This is a genomic window from Natronolimnobius sp. AArcel1, from assembly GCF_011043775.1.
GTDB lineage: Archaea > Halobacteriota > Halobacteria > Halobacteriales > Natrialbaceae > Natronolimnobius.
This window is the reverse complement of record NZ_JAAKXY010000002.1, coordinates 736,990-752,301: the sequence shown is the minus strand read 5'-3', so window position 1 is coordinate 752,301 and position 15,312 is coordinate 736,990. Positions and strand designations below refer to the sequence as shown.

The 15,312-nt window shown below is 60.6% G+C and carries 15 protein-coding genes; 8 read left to right on the top strand and 7 right to left on the bottom strand.

The annotated features are described in order from the left end of the window. Nucleotides 1-280: 280 nt before the first annotated feature. Both G6M89_RS07840 and G6M89_RS07835 read left to right on the top strand, forming a co-directional pair. A complete protein-coding gene (locus G6M89_RS07840) occupies nucleotides 281-1,807 on the top strand; it encodes a phenylalanine--tRNA ligase subunit alpha (RefSeq protein ID WP_165161230.1) in 1,527 nt (508 codons plus the stop codon). Continuing rightward, on the top strand, nucleotides 1,807-3,630 hold the full coding sequence (locus G6M89_RS07835; RefSeq protein WP_165161229.1) for a phenylalanine--tRNA ligase beta subunit-related protein: 1,824 nt from the start codon (nucleotides 1,807-1,809) through the stop codon (nucleotides 3,628-3,630). The genes G6M89_RS07840 and G6M89_RS07835 overlap by 1 nt, the downstream gene beginning before the upstream one ends. A gap of 327 nt (nucleotides 3,631-3,957) precedes the next feature. Here G6M89_RS07835 and G6M89_RS07830 read toward each other — a convergent pair whose 3' ends face one another. After that, on the bottom strand, nucleotides 3,958-4,155 hold the full coding sequence (locus tag G6M89_RS07830; RefSeq protein ID WP_165161228.1) for a hypothetical protein: 198 nt from the start codon (nucleotides 4,153-4,155) through the stop codon (nucleotides 3,958-3,960). 240 nt (nucleotides 4,156-4,395) lie between these two features. On the opposite strand from G6M89_RS07830, the gene G6M89_RS07825 reads away from it, so the two are divergent. The 3 genes from G6M89_RS07825 to G6M89_RS07815 all read left to right on the top strand — a co-directional run bounded on the left by G6M89_RS07825 (nucleotide 4,396) and on the right by G6M89_RS07815 (nucleotide 6,132). Further along, nucleotides 4,396-4,704 carry a non-histone chromosomal MC1 family protein gene (locus tag G6M89_RS07825; RefSeq protein ID WP_165161227.1) on the top strand — a complete coding sequence of 103 codons (309 nt, stop codon included), beginning with the start codon at nucleotides 4,396-4,398 and terminating at the stop codon, nucleotides 4,702-4,704. Between the two features lie 116 nt (nucleotides 4,705-4,820). Continuing rightward, complete coding sequence (gene pheA / locus G6M89_RS07820; protein WP_165161226.1) at nucleotides 4,821-5,639, top strand: prephenate dehydratase; 819 nt, start codon at nucleotides 4,821-4,823, stop codon at nucleotides 5,637-5,639. Between the two features lie 103 nt (nucleotides 5,640-5,742). Further along, on the top strand, nucleotides 5,743-6,132 hold the full coding sequence (locus tag G6M89_RS07815; RefSeq protein ID WP_165161225.1) for a hypothetical protein: 390 nt from the start codon (nucleotides 5,743-5,745) through the stop codon (nucleotides 6,130-6,132). Between the two features lie 79 nt (nucleotides 6,133-6,211). Here G6M89_RS07815 and G6M89_RS07810 read toward each other — a convergent pair whose 3' ends face one another. Both G6M89_RS07810 and G6M89_RS07805 read right to left on the bottom strand, forming a co-directional pair. Next, the gene (locus G6M89_RS07810) at nucleotides 6,212-6,460 is read right to left on the bottom strand and encodes a type II toxin-antitoxin system RelE/ParE family toxin (RefSeq protein WP_165161224.1); all 249 of its coding nucleotides are present in this window, start codon (nucleotides 6,458-6,460) and stop codon (nucleotides 6,212-6,214) included. A gap of 6 nt (nucleotides 6,461-6,466) precedes the next feature. Further along, the gene (locus G6M89_RS07805; RefSeq protein WP_165161223.1) at nucleotides 6,467-6,787 is read right to left on the bottom strand and encodes a winged-helix domain-containing protein; all 321 of its coding nucleotides are present in this window, start codon (nucleotides 6,785-6,787) and stop codon (nucleotides 6,467-6,469) included. Nucleotides 6,788-7,254: 467 nt separating this feature from the next. Here G6M89_RS07805 and G6M89_RS07800 point away from each other — a divergent pair, with 467 nt between their 5' ends. Then, nucleotides 7,255-7,452, top strand: a complete 198-nt coding sequence (locus tag G6M89_RS07800; RefSeq protein WP_165161222.1) for a hypothetical protein — start codon at nucleotides 7,255-7,257, stop codon at nucleotides 7,450-7,452. Between the two features lie 120 nt (nucleotides 7,453-7,572). Here G6M89_RS07800 and G6M89_RS07795 read toward each other — a convergent pair whose 3' ends face one another. Next, entirely contained in the window at nucleotides 7,573-9,294 is a 1,722-nt protein-coding gene (locus G6M89_RS07795; RefSeq protein ID WP_165161221.1) for an ABC-2 transporter permease, read from the bottom strand. Further along, the gene (locus tag G6M89_RS07790; protein WP_165161220.1) at nucleotides 9,284-10,159 is read right to left on the bottom strand and encodes an ABC transporter ATP-binding protein; all 876 of its coding nucleotides are present in this window, start codon (nucleotides 10,157-10,159) and stop codon (nucleotides 9,284-9,286) included. Before G6M89_RS07790 ends, G6M89_RS07795 begins: the two co-directional genes overlap by 11 nt. Before the next feature lie 249 nt (nucleotides 10,160-10,408). Here G6M89_RS07790 and G6M89_RS07785 point away from each other — a divergent pair, with 249 nt between their 5' ends. Beyond that, nucleotides 10,409-10,828 carry an Hsp20/alpha crystallin family protein gene (locus tag G6M89_RS07785; protein WP_165161219.1) on the top strand — a complete coding sequence of 140 codons (420 nt, stop codon included), beginning with the start codon at nucleotides 10,409-10,411 and terminating at the stop codon, nucleotides 10,826-10,828. A 140-nt stretch (nucleotides 10,829-10,968) separates the two neighbouring features. Next, a complete protein-coding gene (leuS, locus tag G6M89_RS07780) occupies nucleotides 10,969-13,620 on the top strand; it encodes a leucine--tRNA ligase (protein ID WP_165161218.1) in 2,652 nt (883 codons plus the stop codon). Between the two features lie 33 nt (nucleotides 13,621-13,653). Here leuS and G6M89_RS07775 read toward each other — a convergent pair whose 3' ends face one another. Then, complete coding sequence (locus G6M89_RS07775; RefSeq protein ID WP_165161217.1) at nucleotides 13,654-14,127, bottom strand: hypothetical protein; 474 nt, start codon at nucleotides 14,125-14,127, stop codon at nucleotides 13,654-13,656. Between the two features lie 2 nt (nucleotides 14,128-14,129). Further along, entirely contained in the window at nucleotides 14,130-15,260 is a 1,131-nt protein-coding gene (locus G6M89_RS07770) for a helix-turn-helix domain-containing protein (RefSeq protein WP_165161216.1), read from the bottom strand. Nucleotides 15,261-15,312 lie beyond the last annotated feature (52 nt).

Here is a 15,312-nt window from a genome sequence, read left to right as displayed (position 1 = left end):
CCACTATCTCGCAACGTTTTTGCTCGCGTGCTTACATCGACTGTACATGGCACCCGAATCCCACGCCGGAGGCGTCGCCAGCCAGCCACAGCAGACACACCCGGGATTCGGCTTTTTCTTCGCCTAACGGCCTCGAGACGGTGGACTCGCGTCCAACGGTCCCATATCGGGACGACGCGGCGAAACCGTCTGCTCGAGTGCGGTCGGTCGGTGCACCAACTGCCGGCCGGTGCGAGTCGGAACCGCTAACTGACACCCACGCAGCCATTCAACCAAGCGAATGCAACTTCCAGAATCACAGGTCGCGGTCTTGGAGGCCGCAACCGCGGACGACGCACAGTCCGTCGACGCCCTCGCCGCGGCGACCCAACTCCCGCCGGAAACCGTCACCGGCGCTGTCTTCGAACTCGAGGACGAGGGGCTGGTCGCCGTCGCCGAACGAGTCGACGAAACGCTCACACTCACCGACGAAGGGAGCGAGTACGCCAACAGCCAGTTGCCCGAGATCACGCTCTACGAGGCCGCACTCGAGGCCGGCGCGGACGACGAGCCAGCCCAGATGGGCCGAGTTATCGGCCAGTCGGGACTCGAGGGGCCGGGCGTCGACATCGCACTCTCGAACTACGCGCGCAAGGGCTACGGCGTAATCGATAGCGGCGAGATTACAGCAGATGCCGACGCCGACCCCACAGCCGACGCGGAGGCCAACGCGCTCGCCGAACTCGAGGGCGCAGACGAGACGCCCGTCGATAGCGTCGATATCGACGAGGGGACGCTCGAGCAACTCGAGCGGCGCGGCCTCGTCGAGATTTCGGAGACAACAGTTCGTGAGGTGACGCTAACCGAACTTGCCGTGACGGAACTGATGGCCGGTCTCGAGACCGCCGAGACTGTCGGCCAGGTGACGCCAGAACTCCTGACCAGCGGGGAGTGGGAGGATGTCGAGTTCGCCGAATACAACGTCGAAGCCGACGCCGAGCGCTTCGAGGGCGGCAACGTCCACATCCTGCGCCAGACAGCCGAGCGCGTCAAAGACGTCCTCGTCGGGATGGGCTTTCAGGAGATGGAAGGCCCGCACGTCGATGCGGACTTCTGGATCAATGACTGCCTGTTCATGCCGCAGGACCACCCAGCACGAACGCACTGGGATCGGTTCGCACTCGAGGAGCCGACGCACATCGACGACCTCCCCGAGGGGCTCGTCTCGGATGTCGAGCAGGCACACCGCCAGGGCGTCGGCCCGGACGGCGAGGGCTATCACTCGCCGTGGGACGAGGACTTCGCCCGCGCGCTCGCGCTGCGGGGACACACGACCTCGCTGTCGACGCGCTATCTCTCGGGTGAGGAAATCGGCGAGATTGAACCGCCCGCACGCTTCTTCAGCGTCGAGAAGGTGTACCGGAACGATACGCTCGATCCGACTCACTTGCTCGAGTTCTTCCAGATCGAGGGCTGGGTGATGGCTAAGGACCTCTCCGTGCGCGATCTGATGGGCACCTTCGAGGAGTTTTACGCCCAGTTCGGCATCACGGACATCCAGTTCAAACCCCACTACAACCCCTACACCGAGCCAAGCTTCGAGCTGTTCGGCACGCATCCGACAACGGGCGAGTTGGTCGAAATCGGCAACTCCGGTATTTTCCGCGAGGAGATGCTCGAGCCACTCGGCGTGGAGTGCGACGTGATGGCCTGGGGACTCGCTCTCGAGCGCCTGCTCATGCTGATGTACGGCTTCGAGGACATTCGCGACATCCACGGCACGCTGTGTGATCTGGATCTGCTTCGCAACACGGAGGTGACCTACTGATGCCCACTGTCGATATCGACCCTGACGAACTGCGTGCGCTGACCGACCGCGACGACACGGACGACGAGCAACTCAAGGAGGACCTGTTCGGCCTCGGCCTCGAGTTCGAAGGTCGAACCGAAGACGGTGCGTTCGAACTCGAGTTCGCGCCGGACCGTCTCGACCGGCTCTCGGTCGAAGGCGTCGCCCGCTCGCTTGGCTACCAGTACGGCGACTCTCGAGGTGTGCACGTTCCCTCGACGAACTCGGCCGAGTGGACCATCGAGGTCGCTGACTCCGTCCCCGAGGAGCGCCCGTACGTCACTGGGGCGATCATCCGCGACGTGAACCTCGACGAGGACAGCCTCGACTCGCTCATCCAGTTACAGGAGAAACTGCACGCGACGATGGGGCGCAAGCGCGCGAAGGGCGCGATTGGGATTCACGACCTGACGATGATAAAAGGGACTGCGCCCACCGAGGGCAACCCAACCATCGAGTACGTCGGCGTCGAACCTGAAGAAGACACATTCGTCCCACTCGATTCGAACGACGAGATGTCGCCCGCAGGCGTTCTCGAGGACCACCAGACCGGCCAGACCTACGCCGACCTCGTCAGTGAGTACGAGCGCTACCCAGCGATCTACGACGATCTCGGGCTGTTCTCGTTCCCGCCGGTGATCAACGGCCGGCGCACCGAGGTCACGACCGACTCGAGAGACCTGTTCGTCGAGATGACCGGCACGGACCAGTGGACGATTGATAAGATGCTGAACATCGTCTGCTACGCCCTCGCGGCGCGCGGCGCAACCATCGAGGAGGTCACGGTCAACTATCCAGATCACGAACTCGTTCGGCCGGATCTCTCCACGAAGACGAAGACGGTCGCCCACAGTCGAATCGAGACCATTCTTGGCATTGATCTCGACCCCGAGGACGTGATTGATCTGGCCGAACGGTCGGGACTCGACGCCACGAAACGCACGGACGGAGAGACAGATGAAGACGAGAGCACCATCACACCGCTTGCGGATCGAGATGGACTCGAGGAACGCGACACCCCAGACGGTTCGGGCGAGACGCAGGCTGGCGGCGACGCGCCAACAGACACTCTCGTCTACGACGTCACGATCCCACCGTACCGCGTCGACGTCCTTCATCCGCTGGACGTCATCGACGACCTCGGGCGCGCCTACGGGTTCAACGAACTCGAGCCGCGCTATCCCGACGTGGGAACCGTCGGTGGCCGCCACGAGCGCTCTCGCCTCGAGCGATCCGTCCGCGAGCAACTCGTCGGCCTCGGCTTCGAGGATCTGCTGAACTTCCACATGATCAGCGAGGAGGAGAACTACGAGCGCGTCGACGTCTCGCCCGACGACGATGTCTACGGCGCGGGCAAGCCAGCGACGATCAAAGGCCCCTACAGCGAGGACTTCACCATGCTTCGGACATGGGTCACGCCATCACTATTGATGGTCTTAGAGCGCAACACCCACCGCGCGTACCCGCAGGATCTCGCGGAAATCGGGTTCACCGCTGAAGTCGATGAAAGCGAAAATACTGGCGTTACGGAACGCCGCCGCGTCGGTGCCGTCCTCGCAAGCCACGATGCGGGCTACGAGGACGCCAAAGCGCGCCTGCAGGCGCTCTGTCGCAAGTTCGATGTCGACCTCGAGACGCCGCCGACGGAACACCCCACCTACATTTCGGGTCGAACGGCGAGCGTCGTCATCGATGGCGAGGAAGTCGGCGTCATCGGCGAGGTACATCCAAAGGTGCTCGTCGAGCACGACCTCGAGGTGCCCGTAGCAGGCTTCGAGTTCGATCTCGCGGCACTGCGCTGATCGATCTCAATTCCGCTTTTTCGAGGACAGGGTCGGCTTTCAACCGTGACCAGCAATGCTACCGCGAGCGAGTATAACGAGCGAGCGGGCCGACGACCGATGTGAACGAGCGACTAACAGGAGCGAGAGAACGGAGAGAGGAGTGCTTTTCATCGAAGCTAAGCGGGATCTTCGATCCCGCGAGGTCGTCGGGCGGCGCTGCCGCCCGACTGCAAGCGATTCCGAAGGAATCGCCCAGTCCAAAAGAGCTCGGAGTGCTCTTTTGAAGATTTTGCCGAGCGAACAGCGGCGCTCGTCGCCGCTGTGAGCGCAGAGCAAAAGGTCGGTTTAGAACTCGTGTTCGACCTCTTCTTCGTCTGCCTTTTGGATGATGATTTTGCCGTCTCGGACTCGGACGAAGACCTCGTCACCGATATCCATGCCCGCGACTGCGAGTTCATCCTCGTGGAGGTTGAGGTGTACGTTGTGATAGTTACCGTCGTCGTCTTTCGCACCGCTTGGACTCAGCTTCTTTTTCCGTACCATCGCGGGATTCTATGCCGAACTTCGCCGTAGGATATACTTAAGTGTTTTCGACGGCACATCAGATGACCCCCAAATTCACTGATTCGAGAGACTATCTAGGAAGGTAACGAGTGTCACAAATTGCAGGTAGTGCGGGTATGATCCGCAGGCGAATTACTTAAAGATACCGCCGCAGTCGGTCGATTTGCGGGGATATCTTTATGTCGGGCCGTGTGCTGGATTGACACGGAGGCGAAATATATGGTACGTGAAGACGGTAAGCGCAACTTCGCACTGCGGGAATCGAGCGGGGAGGAAACAAGTGTCTTCTCAGGGAACACGCCCCGACAGGCGGCACTGAAAGCAGCCCGACGCCTCGAGCCTGGCTCGAGCGAGGAGGATGCAGAGCGTGTTGAACTGCAACTCCGCGAGAAGGGCACGGATAAAGTCCACATTTACGAAGGGTGGGCGTGGGAGCAGACTGCGCCTGACGACAAACCAGACTGGATGCCGGGCGAGATTACGGAGGCGAACGTCTCGAAGCAAGGAATCGACCACCTCGAGGAGTGACGGAAACCGTTGGGGCACGGGATTTTTCGGGCAGTCAGTCGATATCAAGAGCCATTGCTGTGCAACTGAGTGCTATCCCGACGTTCTTTTGACGCCAACCCTGTTAGAGGGCACCAATGACTGCAGTGACGCTCGGACCTGAAGGGACCTATTCGCATCGCGCGACGACGGCAGTCGCTGATGACGGCGAAATCGATTTCCGCCAGTCGGTGACGGCAATCGTCGACGCCGTCGCGACCGGCGAGTACGACCGCGGCGTGATTCCTATCGAGAACAGTATCGAAGGCTCCGTCACGGAGAGTCTGGACGCGCTCGCAGAGTACGACGTCGCCGTCGTCCGCGAAATCGTCACGCCGATCCGCCACGCCTTACTCGCCCAGGGTGAAGGCTTCGACACCATCGCCAGCCACTCCCAGGCACTCGCACAGTGTCGATCCTACCTCGAGCGAGAGTTCCCGGACGCGACGCTCGAGGCCGTCGCAAGCACGGCCCAGGGCGTCGAGTTCGCCCGCGACGATCCGTCGGTGGCAGGAATCGGCCACCCCGCAAATTCCGAGAACGGAACGAATCTCGAGGTGCTCGCGGAGGATATTCAGGATCAGGACTCGAACGCGACCCGCTTCTTCGCCATCGCGCCGACCGACGCGCGCTCGAGTGGCGGCGGCAAGACCTCGCTCGTCGTCTACCCCGACGTTGACTACCCCGGGCTCTTGCTCGAGATGCTCGAGCCCTTCGCCGAGCGCGATATCAACATGGCCCGCGTCGAGTCGCGCCCGAGCGGCCAGCGACTGGGCGATTACGTCTTCCACATCGATATCGAGGCCGGCCTGTACGAGACGCGAACGCAGGACGCACTCGAGGAGATTGAAGCGCTCGCGGAGAATGGCTGGGTGCGCCGGCTGGGATCGTACGATACGGAACACGTCGTCAAGTAAGCCGGGTTGCTGTCTCGAGATCACCACCTCTAAACCCGTATTAGCGCCCGTCACGACACAGTTAGCAAGACGCTTTATAACTGGATGCTCGGTAGCAGCAGGTATGCAATCGAGCACATTTGCAGACCCGGCAGAGTACGAGTGGGGCTTCGAAAAACGCGGTCGCGTTGGCATCTGGGATATGACCGGCTGGCAGGGCTTCGCCGATGGCGACCTCGAGGCGGCAAGCGATCACTATCGCGAACGTGGGAAACGAGCCGATATCGACGCGACGCTTGCTGTGTTCGGTGAAACGACGCAACTGCCCAAAGAGACCCAGGAGTTCATGCGCGACGCCTGGTCCACGAACATCGCCTACGCGGGCGTCGAAAAAGCCGGCTTCGTCGCCCCGGGAATCACAGCGTTGGCAGTAAAATCGACTATCGAGTCCGACGGCGCTGATGTTGAGAACTTTACCGACCTCGAGGCGGCCCTCGAGTGGGCACAATCCTGATACTGGTCAGGCCAACCGGTCTCGACGAGCGACTCCGACGATGATCGGAACCCGCCGCCTCGAGTCGCGATTGGCTGTTCTACTGATATACTGTGTCTCGAGTATCGAGTTCCAGGACGCGAAGTTCGTCCTGTTCGTGGATCCAATCGATAATTGCTCGTCGTTTCCCGATGCGGAGCGAGTACTCATCTCGTCCGTTAAGCGGTTTGAGGTGACGGTCCGGATTCTCCCCAGCCTCAGTCAATTTTGATCGAATTCGATCCTCGATATCGTTTGGGAGAGAGTCCAGTTCCTTCTCTACGTCTGGATGCAACAACACTGTCGCCATCTCTCGCTACAATTCCTCCCACTCGTCAGACTCTTTTCTCGAGTCAATCGTGTCGGCAGTGGTAGAATCAAGTTCGGGGGCTACCTCTGCCCACCATCCCACAGCTCTCGCACCGAGCTTTTTGCGGCTTACAAGACCTTTCTCGTCCATCTCACCAAGTCGGTTTCGGACCCCTTCAGGGGTGATTTGCTTCCCAAATCGCCGAAGACCGTCAGCAACTTCTGGCGCTGTGAGGACTGGATCATCCTCGTAGTCGAATACTTTGAGGATATCTTGTTCGGTAACGGACTCCTCGAACCGGCCCGCGTCATCGCGTCCTTGGCTCATACTCTGACTATCGTGACGGGGCCCAATAACCGTTTGGTTCGTGCAAACCGGGGCTGAACGTGAGAGAGCGCCAACCGTCAGTATGCACACGGGTCGAGCAGTCGTGTTCTCATTTGGTGTTTGAACCGTATGTACGGCCCTCCCACACACTCTCTGACGTCGAAACACCCTGTCTACCCACTGCCGGACACACATCTATTCTCCTCACATAACAGTAGATATAAGTCACCACACATCAACATTCCAACTGGAAGCCAAACCGGGCATGAATGAAATGCCCCGGGTGTTAGAGCACCCGAGACGGCTTCCAAAACCCCACAAGGTTTTGCAAGCATGATTCCGTTCATTCTACCGGGATATAAACATCCCGCACACCAGTCGAATCGCACACCTCGAGCACCAGCACCACCACTCGAGGACCCGACACGACGACTCGAGGCTAGTCACTCAACCAGCGGGCAGCGCCGATGACCGCCGATACCACTGGCGACGAGCCAGCCGACGAGTCGTCAGTCCTCGGCACCTGTTCCGCCTGTGGCAACCCGACGACGATGACCGTCGTGCTCGGCCCCGGCAACGCCTACGTCAAGCCCTGCGGCTGTCGGGTCGCCCCCGAACTGCTGGTCGGGCCGGACCCAAACTCGTCGGGTACTGGCCACGAGTAACGCGGGTTCGAACTCGGACTCGAGTCCGTCGGCTCACGTAATCCAGTATTGTACAAACGCACTCAAGAAGGAATCCGAGACACTGTCGAAGGAGCCGAATCGTTGGGCCGTACAGAGAAGCTATTGGATCTCGGATTTACGGCGAGCGAGTGCAACACCGAGCAAGACGACGCTTGCCCCAATGAACGCGATTGGAACGCCTTGCTCGAGGCTAGCTGTCGTCACACCGATGAAATCGACCGGAACGCCGCCGTTGAGCGGGCCAAAATACCACAGGAGCAGGTAGGTAAGTTCGAACATTCGAGGCGTTCGACTCCAGATACCTGCCGCAATGGCCAGCGACGGGGCAAACAGGATGGCACTCGCGAATCCGAGAGCCAGTGCTGTCTCGCCCGCTGCGAGGAACGCGACAAGCAACCCACTCCCGATACCGATGGCCACGAGAACGCCAGCAATCCACTCCGAGAGCAGTTGACCGACCGGTCGTTGAGACGACCACACGAGTTCTGTCATCTGGTGTTGGCTCGGACGAACGCCCATCGCGGACCAGATGAATATCGGCCACACGTACGCGAGCGGAAGAGCTAGTTGCCGGAAGGTATCGACCGGGACGTCTGCCGAACCAGCGGTGACGAGGCTGAAAAGCGGAACGAAAACGAATCCAAGCGCACCGGCGTACCACCACCGTTGCCGTCCCCGAAGCGCCAATCGAAGCTCTGCATCGACGAGTCGTCCAAATCCACTCGCATCGCGCGTTTCCACGCTCGTCAACGACGAAACGTCGATCGTTGACGACTCACCTGCATCCGGATGGACACCACCGGAATCCGATACAGCCATCCCACCGTCAGTGGGATTCTCGGATTCCTGTCCTGTGTTACTACCCGCAGAGCCGGTGGAAGGGATCCACGCCGTCAGTCCGGATCGATCCGGTGACGACGGACTCGAGCCCGAATCCACTCGAGTAAATGCGATCGTTGCGGCGAGGACGATCCCGGCCGAAACCGCGAGAAGACCGAGTCGCTGGAAGACCGCCCAAATCGGCCAGCTCTCGACCGTCATAGTGAACGCTTCGTCTCCACCGAATGTTCCCAAGGCTGGAAGGCCCCCATTGTATCCCGGGATCTCGTCCAGTGCTGCGCTAACAGTCACCTCGTAGACTGCAAGCAATCCAACGAGATCGAGCGCCATGAGCCAACGTGGAATATCCTCCGGGAGCGCCTCACTCGCAGGCGTGATACCGACCAGCGCGATCATCGCCAGGAAGAAGTACCCAATGTTTCCGAGCGTCCCGTCGAGTCGGTCGACCGTCTCGAACAGCAACGCTACCGCACCGACGAACGCACCCACCGGGAGCGCGAGCAGGAGTAGCGGGACCAGCAGCGCGATCGGATCCGTCGTCCCAACGCCGTTGACCAGATGGTAGGTTATCGCCACGAATCCGAGTGTCGCAACGACAACACCGGTGAGTGCAATATTACTCAGCCACTTGCCAAAGAGATACGTTCGATCGGACACCGGCATACTTGCGATCAACCGGTCGACATCGTGCAACCGGTCACGTTCGAGGGTGTTTTTCACGAGGAAAAAGCCCCCGAACAGGAGTATTACTGAACCGGTGAGACCCGCCTTGATTCCGATGACGTCTGCAGTGGGTTCACCATAATAGTTGACGTACGTATCACCGTCTTGGATTTGATAGGACAACTCGATCTGTCCGCTATTGACGATGTAGCCGAGATATGCGACCACCGCCAAAACAGCGACCAATCGACGCGAGCGGATTCGTTGCAGTAAATCCGCGCGGGCAACGGCGTAGATTTTCCGTCTGTTACTGACCATTGTCCACCGAAATCATGTCGAGATATGCATCCTCGAGCGAAGGAGTCACACGCTCGGCGTTATCGGTCGGAGGCGTTTCCGCAATGACTCGAACGTCCACTCCGTCAGCGTGTTGAACTGTATGACAGATCTGGTACCGATCCCTGAGCGACGGGAGTTCAGACCGTGAGACACAACATTCGTAGACAGATCCGGTCATTTGATCTACAATCGCTTCGGTTTCAGAGTGAGTAACAACGCGTCCAGAATCGAGAACCGCGACTGTCTTCGCGGTAGCCTCGATATCCGGCACAATGTGGGTTGAAAGAATTACCATCCGGTCAGCACCGGCATTGCCCAAGGCGTTCCGAAGTCGAACGCGTTCCGCTGGATCGAGTCCAACAGTCGGTTCGTCAACGATGAGTAACTCCGGATCGTTGAGTAACGCCTGCGCGATACCAGCCCGCTGACGCATGCCTCCAGAAAACGTTCTCAACTTTCGGGATCGAACAGCTGTCAGGTTGGTCAGTTCGAGCAATTCCCCTATTCGTGCGCTCGCAGTCTCCGAATCGAGTCCACGCAGTGCCGCAATGTACTCGAGAAATTCCTCGAGCGTGAGATCGGGATAGACACCGAACTCCTGCGGAAGATATCCGAGGACGTGACGGACTGTATCTGGTGACTCCACAATATCGGTTCCGTTCCAGTAGGCAGTGCCAGTCGTCGGTTTCAAAACGGTTGTGAGAATCCCCATCAATGTCGATTTTCCGGCACCGTTCGGTCCCAGAAGTCCGTGGATACCATCCTCGAACTCGAGCGTTACATCACGAATTCCCCAGGAACCGTTCCCGTAGTCTTTTCCGAGGGATTCGGTCTGTAGCTTCATAATTTGATTTCATTTTTATAGTATTAGTATTTTGTAGGTATCAAAGTCAGCCGATATTCTCTCCAAAAATAAGTTCGCGTTATAACCAAATAGGCTATCAGATAGTTCGGATAGCGAGAGCGCATAACCGATCGAATAGTTATACAACACTGGATCGATACGTGCACGAAAGATAACAACCACCTTGAGTGACGTTCTGTCCTCGAGGCACGGGCAGAATTTATCTCGCTTCGTCCCGTAGGAGAAAGTATGCGAGGAAACCCATTCGACGAAATCGAGGACATGCTCGACCGCGTCAGCCGACAGGTCGAAGAAGGCGTCGCAAGCGGCGGCCTACAGGTTCCTGGCTCCGTGGCAGTCGACGTCGCTGACACCGCAGACGAGTTCGTCGTCACGGCCGACCTCCCCGGCTACGAGACCGATGACATCGAACTGACGCTCTCGGAGGGCACGCTGCGTCTCGAGGCCAATCGGGAAGACGAACTCGAGTTCACCGACGGCGACTACATCCGTCGTGAGCGAAGTCGGAAGACGGCGAACCGTCGCATTCGCCTGCCCGAGCCGGTCGAAGAAGACGAGATTTCTGCGGGCTACGAAAACGGCGTCCTGACGGTGCGACTGCCGAAAGTCGTCGGTAGCGACGAGTCCAAAGAGATAGACATCGAATAGCGAAGCCCCGATTTTTGGGTCAGCAAATCAAGTCGACGACGAATTTCTCGAGGCGTTACGAACCCGACCACAATCATGAGAACGGAAGCCAGCGGATGGAAAGCTATAGGGAGACGACCCGCCCACTCGTATATAAGCAAATGAGCGACGCGGGATACGACCACGCGGCAGTCGAGCGGCGCTGGCAAGCGGCGTGGGACGACGCAGACGTGTATCGAACGTCCGACGACGTCGAGGAACCGACGTACGTGCTGGGAATGTACCCCTATCCGTCGGGCAAACTCCACATGGGCCACGTCCGAAACTACACGATTACGGACGCCTATGCCCGCTACCGCCGGATGTGTGGCGATAGCGTCCTCCACCCGATGGGCTGGGACGCCTTTGGCCTCCCCGCCGAAAACGCAGCCAAAGAGCGCGATACCAACCCGCGTGACTGGACGGTCGACTGCATCGATACGATGCGCGACCAGATGCACGCGATGGGCTTTGGCTACGACTGGGACCGCGAAATCGCAACCTGCAACCCGGAGTACTACCAGTGGAATCAGTGGCTCTTTACCCGCTTTCACGAGGAAGACCTCATCGAACGCCGCGACGCCGAAGTCAACTGGTGTCCCGAGTGCGAAACCGTCCTCGCCGACGAGCAGGTCGAAGGCGACGACGAACTCTGTTGGCGCTGTGATACCCCCGTCGAGCAGCGCGAACTCGAGCAGTGGTTCCTCAAAATCACCGAGTACGCGGACGAACTGCTCGAGGATATTGATGACTTAGAAGGGTGGCCGAACTCGGTGCGCCAGATGCAGCGCAACTGGATCGGCCGCCAGTACGGCGCTGAAGTCGACTTCGACATTTCGGGCCACGGCGCGGTGACGGCGTTTACGACGCGTCTCGATACGATTCACGGCGCGACCTTCTTCGCGCTCGCACCGGATCACCCAATCAGCGAGCAAGTCGCCGAGGAAGACGACGACGTTCGCCACTTCATCGATCACGAGGCCGATCCGGACGGCGACGAGCCAAACGGCGTCGCGACCGACCTGACGGCGACCAACCCCGCGACGGGCGAGGAGATTCCCGTCTACGTCGCAGACTTCGTCCTCTCGGACGTGGGTACCGGCGCGCTGATGGCCGTTCCCGGCCACGACGAGCGCGACCACGCCTTCGCACAGAAGATGGATGAGGAAATCGTCCCGGTCGTCGCCCCCGAACCCGATGAGGGCGAAGAGCCCGAAATTCCGGACATCAGTGAAGCGGCGTACACTGACGACGGCGTGCTCGTCAACTCCGGCGAGTACAACGGCACGGCAAGCGCCGAAGCCCGCGAGCGCCTGACTGCGGACATCGACAGCGCCGAAGAGGCGACTCAGTATCAACTGCGCGACTGGGGGATCTCCCGCCAGCGCTACTGGGGAACGCCGATTCCGGTCGTCCACTGTCACGACGACTGCGGTGCCGTGATGGTCCCCGACGAGGACCTGCCAGTCGAACTGCCAGAGTTCATCAACACGACCGGCAACCCGCTCGACGCTGCCGAGGAGTGGAAACAGACGACCTGTCCCGCCTGTGGCGGCGACGCCACCCGCGAGACGGACACGATGGACACCTTCGTCGACTCCTCGTGGTACTTCCTGCGGTACGTCTCGCCGGACCTCGAGGACGCGCCGTTCGATCTCGAGCGGGCAAACGACTGGATGCCGGTCGATCAGTACGTCGGCGGCATCGAACACGCCGTAATGCACCTGCTGTACTCGCGATTCTTCACCAAGGTCCTCGCAGACCACGAAGGCCTCGAGCATCGCGAACCCTTCACGAACCTGCTCGCACAGGGGATGGTCCAACTCGAGGGCGAGAAGATGTCCAAATCCGTTGGAAACACGGTCTCGCCCCAGCGGATCGTCGAGGAGTACGGCGCGGACACTGCTCGCCTGTTCATGATGCAGGCCGCCCAGCCAGAGCGCGATTTCGACTGGAGCGAGGAGGGCGTCCGCTCGACGAACGCCTTCCTGGGTCGACTCAAGGAGATGGTCGAAGCGTACGTTACCGACGAACCAGCCGGCGAGAAAGACGCCATCGCGAACTACGTCGACGCGGAGATCGACGCCACCATCGCCATCGCAGGCTCGGAGTACGACGACCTGCGATTTAACCGCGCACTGCGCGAGACCCAAGATCTCGTGCGCACGCTGCGCCAGTACGCCGACTACACTGAGCCACACGCCGACACCTACGAGCGTGGCCTCTCCGCAGTCGTTCGCCTGCTCGCCCCCGTCGCACCGCATCTCGCCGAAGAGCTGTACGAGACGCTTGGCCACGACGAGTTCGTCGTCGACGCCCCGTGGCCGGCCGCAACCGTCGACCGCGACCACGTCGCAAAGCGCCGTCGTCTCGTCACGAACACGCGCGAGGACGTTCGCGACATCATCGACGTCGCCGGCATCGAGGACCCGCAGGCAATCGACGTCGTCATCGCCCCCGACTGGAAGTACGACGCCCTCGAGATCGCCATCGAGAGCGACGCACCGAACCTGATCGGCGAACTCATGCAAGAGAGCCACATCCGCGAGCAAGGCGACGCCGCCGCGAACTACGGCCAGGACCTGCAGGCCGAACGCGAGGCGCTCGAGGTGACGCTCGGTCCTGACGCAGAGTACGACGCTTTGGAGTCTGCGGCATGGCTGCTCGAGCGCGAGTTCGACGCCAACGTCGCAGTCGTCACCGCTAACGAGGTCGACGACAGCGTCCTGAAAAACGCCGCGCCGGGTCGACCGGCGATTGAGATTGAAGACTAAGACTACCCGCGATCCACTACCACGACGCTCTTTTCAGCCGAACCGTCTGCGGGCGACGTACTCGAGGCCGCCACAGAGAAGCGCGATCACCAGAATGAGTGGCGACCAAAACGCATAGAGTGACAGGTGACTCGGCGAGATGCCGGCACCCGCGCCCGGGACTGACTCGAGCGAGCGGAGCCACGTCTGGTAGGTCGCCCAACCAAATGCGATAGCGACGAACCCAAGCGGAGTCACAAGTCGCCATCGCAAGGCGAGGACGGCCGGAATCGCCCCAAGGAGAATCATGCCGGCGACGGACACGACGAACATGAGTATCCCGTATTGATCTGCAGCGAGGAGTTCGTTCGGTGTCGGACCAAACGGGTCGCCTTCGAGAACAGCGGTCACGCCGACGAGAGCCAGCAGGTGGCCAACACCGACCGCAAGCGCGATGGCTTTGATTCGAGTTGGAATAACTCGAGTTCGGTCGTTCGACCCATCGTTCGTGGTATCCGTCTCACCCATACTTAGCCCCCAATTCGGAGCCATCCGACGAATATCAGCACCATTGCGAAGGGGTGGCACAACACGAGGAGAGCCACTCGCGTCGAGATGGGCGGCCCCCGACCTCGCCACGTGGCGACAGCACGTCCGAGCAGATAGGCACTCGAGCCGATCGCTGTTCCAATGAGTGCGATCAGGGCGAGGCTAATACCAATCAGCAGGGGGTCGAAGCCACTGCGTGCAAGCGACCCCCCAAGCAGATAGCCACCGATGCCAGCGAACGGCGCACTCGCAGCCAGCCAACTGACGAGAAGGCCATCGTTCACCGCGGCCAGTATCACCGCACCGAGGACGCCGGCCGGAATCGCCAGTTGAACCACCAGCCAGCCCGCCATCGCGAGACGCTGTCCCGTGCCAGTCGCGACGAGGTCGAGTGCGAGAAATGTCCCGAGCGCGAGGGCGAGACTCGAGAAAACACCCAGTCGCGTCAGTCGGTACTGAGCGCCACACCACACTCGCCCAGTGCCGCTGCGTCGGTCGTCGGGTTCGCGAGACCGCTCGAGAACACCCAGTCGATCCGCAGCGAGGACAGCGGCCAGCCCGACCAGAAACGTCGTCGTCGCGACCACGAGTGCGGGCGAGACGGTCGTGGTCGTCGTTGTCGTCGCAGCGGCCCCAGCATCGTCACTACCGAGCATCCCAATTGGCGCAGGTCCGCGAGCGAGAACGCCGGCGACCATCGAGAGTAGGCCCACGATCACCACCGGCGCGAACAGGCGCTCGAGTGCGTCGGCGAGTCGTTCGACGAGTCCGGGTTCGCCCGCCGCCACGACGACCGCGCGCTTCGACGGCTCGTACACCGTTACCTCCCGGCCGTTCTCGCCGTAGCGCGTCTCGACCGCCTCGAGCAAGCCCGCAGACTCGAGTTTGTCGACGTGGTAGCCGACGTTCTGGATGCTCGTCTCGAGGTCGTCAGCCAACTCAGAGCGGGTCCGGCCCTCCTCGTAGCACGCCTGCAGCACGGCTCGGGAGGTTTCGGAGCCGAGCGCGTCGAAGAACTGGTCTGCGTCCTCGCCCTCGAGGCCGACGACGGCTGGTTCGTCAGGATCACCATCGCGAAGGCGCTTCACGAGGCGGCCGGCGAGTCGGTCCATGTCAGTGGCCTCTCACTCGAGGGTAAAAGCCTGTCCGGGAACTCAAATGGTT

Coding starts and splice junctions, on each gene's coding strand:
- G6M89_RS07840 (WP_165161230.1), top strand. CDS start 281: ATGCAACTTCCAGAATCACAGGTCGCGGTCTTGGAGGCCGCAACCGCG.
- G6M89_RS07835 (WP_165161229.1), top strand. CDS start 1,807: ATGCCCACTGTCGATATCGACCCTGACGAACTGCGTGCGCTGACCGAC.
- G6M89_RS07830 (WP_165161228.1), bottom strand. CDS start 4,155: ATGGTACGGAAAAAGAAGCTGAGTCCAAGCGGTGCGAAAGACGACGAC.
- G6M89_RS07825 (WP_165161227.1), top strand. CDS start 4,396: ATGGTACGTGAAGACGGTAAGCGCAACTTCGCACTGCGGGAATCGAGC.
- pheA (WP_165161226.1), top strand. CDS start 4,821: ATGACTGCAGTGACGCTCGGACCTGAAGGGACCTATTCGCATCGCGCG.
- G6M89_RS07815 (WP_165161225.1), top strand. CDS start 5,743: ATGCAATCGAGCACATTTGCAGACCCGGCAGAGTACGAGTGGGGCTTC.
- G6M89_RS07810 (WP_165161224.1), bottom strand. CDS start 6,460: ATGGCGACAGTGTTGTTGCATCCAGACGTAGAGAAGGAACTGGACTCT.
- G6M89_RS07805 (WP_165161223.1), bottom strand. CDS start 6,787: ATGAGCCAAGGACGCGATGACGCGGGCCGGTTCGAGGAGTCCGTTACC.
- G6M89_RS07800 (WP_165161222.1), top strand. CDS start 7,255: ATGACCGCCGATACCACTGGCGACGAGCCAGCCGACGAGTCGTCAGTC.
- G6M89_RS07795 (WP_165161221.1), bottom strand. CDS start 9,294: ATGGTCAGTAACAGACGGAAAATCTACGCCGTTGCCCGCGCGGATTTA.
- G6M89_RS07790 (WP_165161220.1), bottom strand. CDS start 10,159: ATGAAGCTACAGACCGAATCCCTCGGAAAAGACTACGGGAACGGTTCC.
- G6M89_RS07785 (WP_165161219.1), top strand. CDS start 10,409: ATGCGAGGAAACCCATTCGACGAAATCGAGGACATGCTCGACCGCGTC.
- leuS (WP_165161218.1), top strand. CDS start 10,969: ATGAGCGACGCGGGATACGACCACGCGGCAGTCGAGCGGCGCTGGCAA.
- G6M89_RS07775 (WP_165161217.1), bottom strand. CDS start 14,127: ATGGGTGAGACGGATACCACGAACGATGGGTCGAACGACCGAACTCGA.
- G6M89_RS07770 (WP_165161216.1), bottom strand. CDS start 15,260: ATGGACCGACTCGCCGGCCGCCTCGTGAAGCGCCTTCGCGATGGTGAT.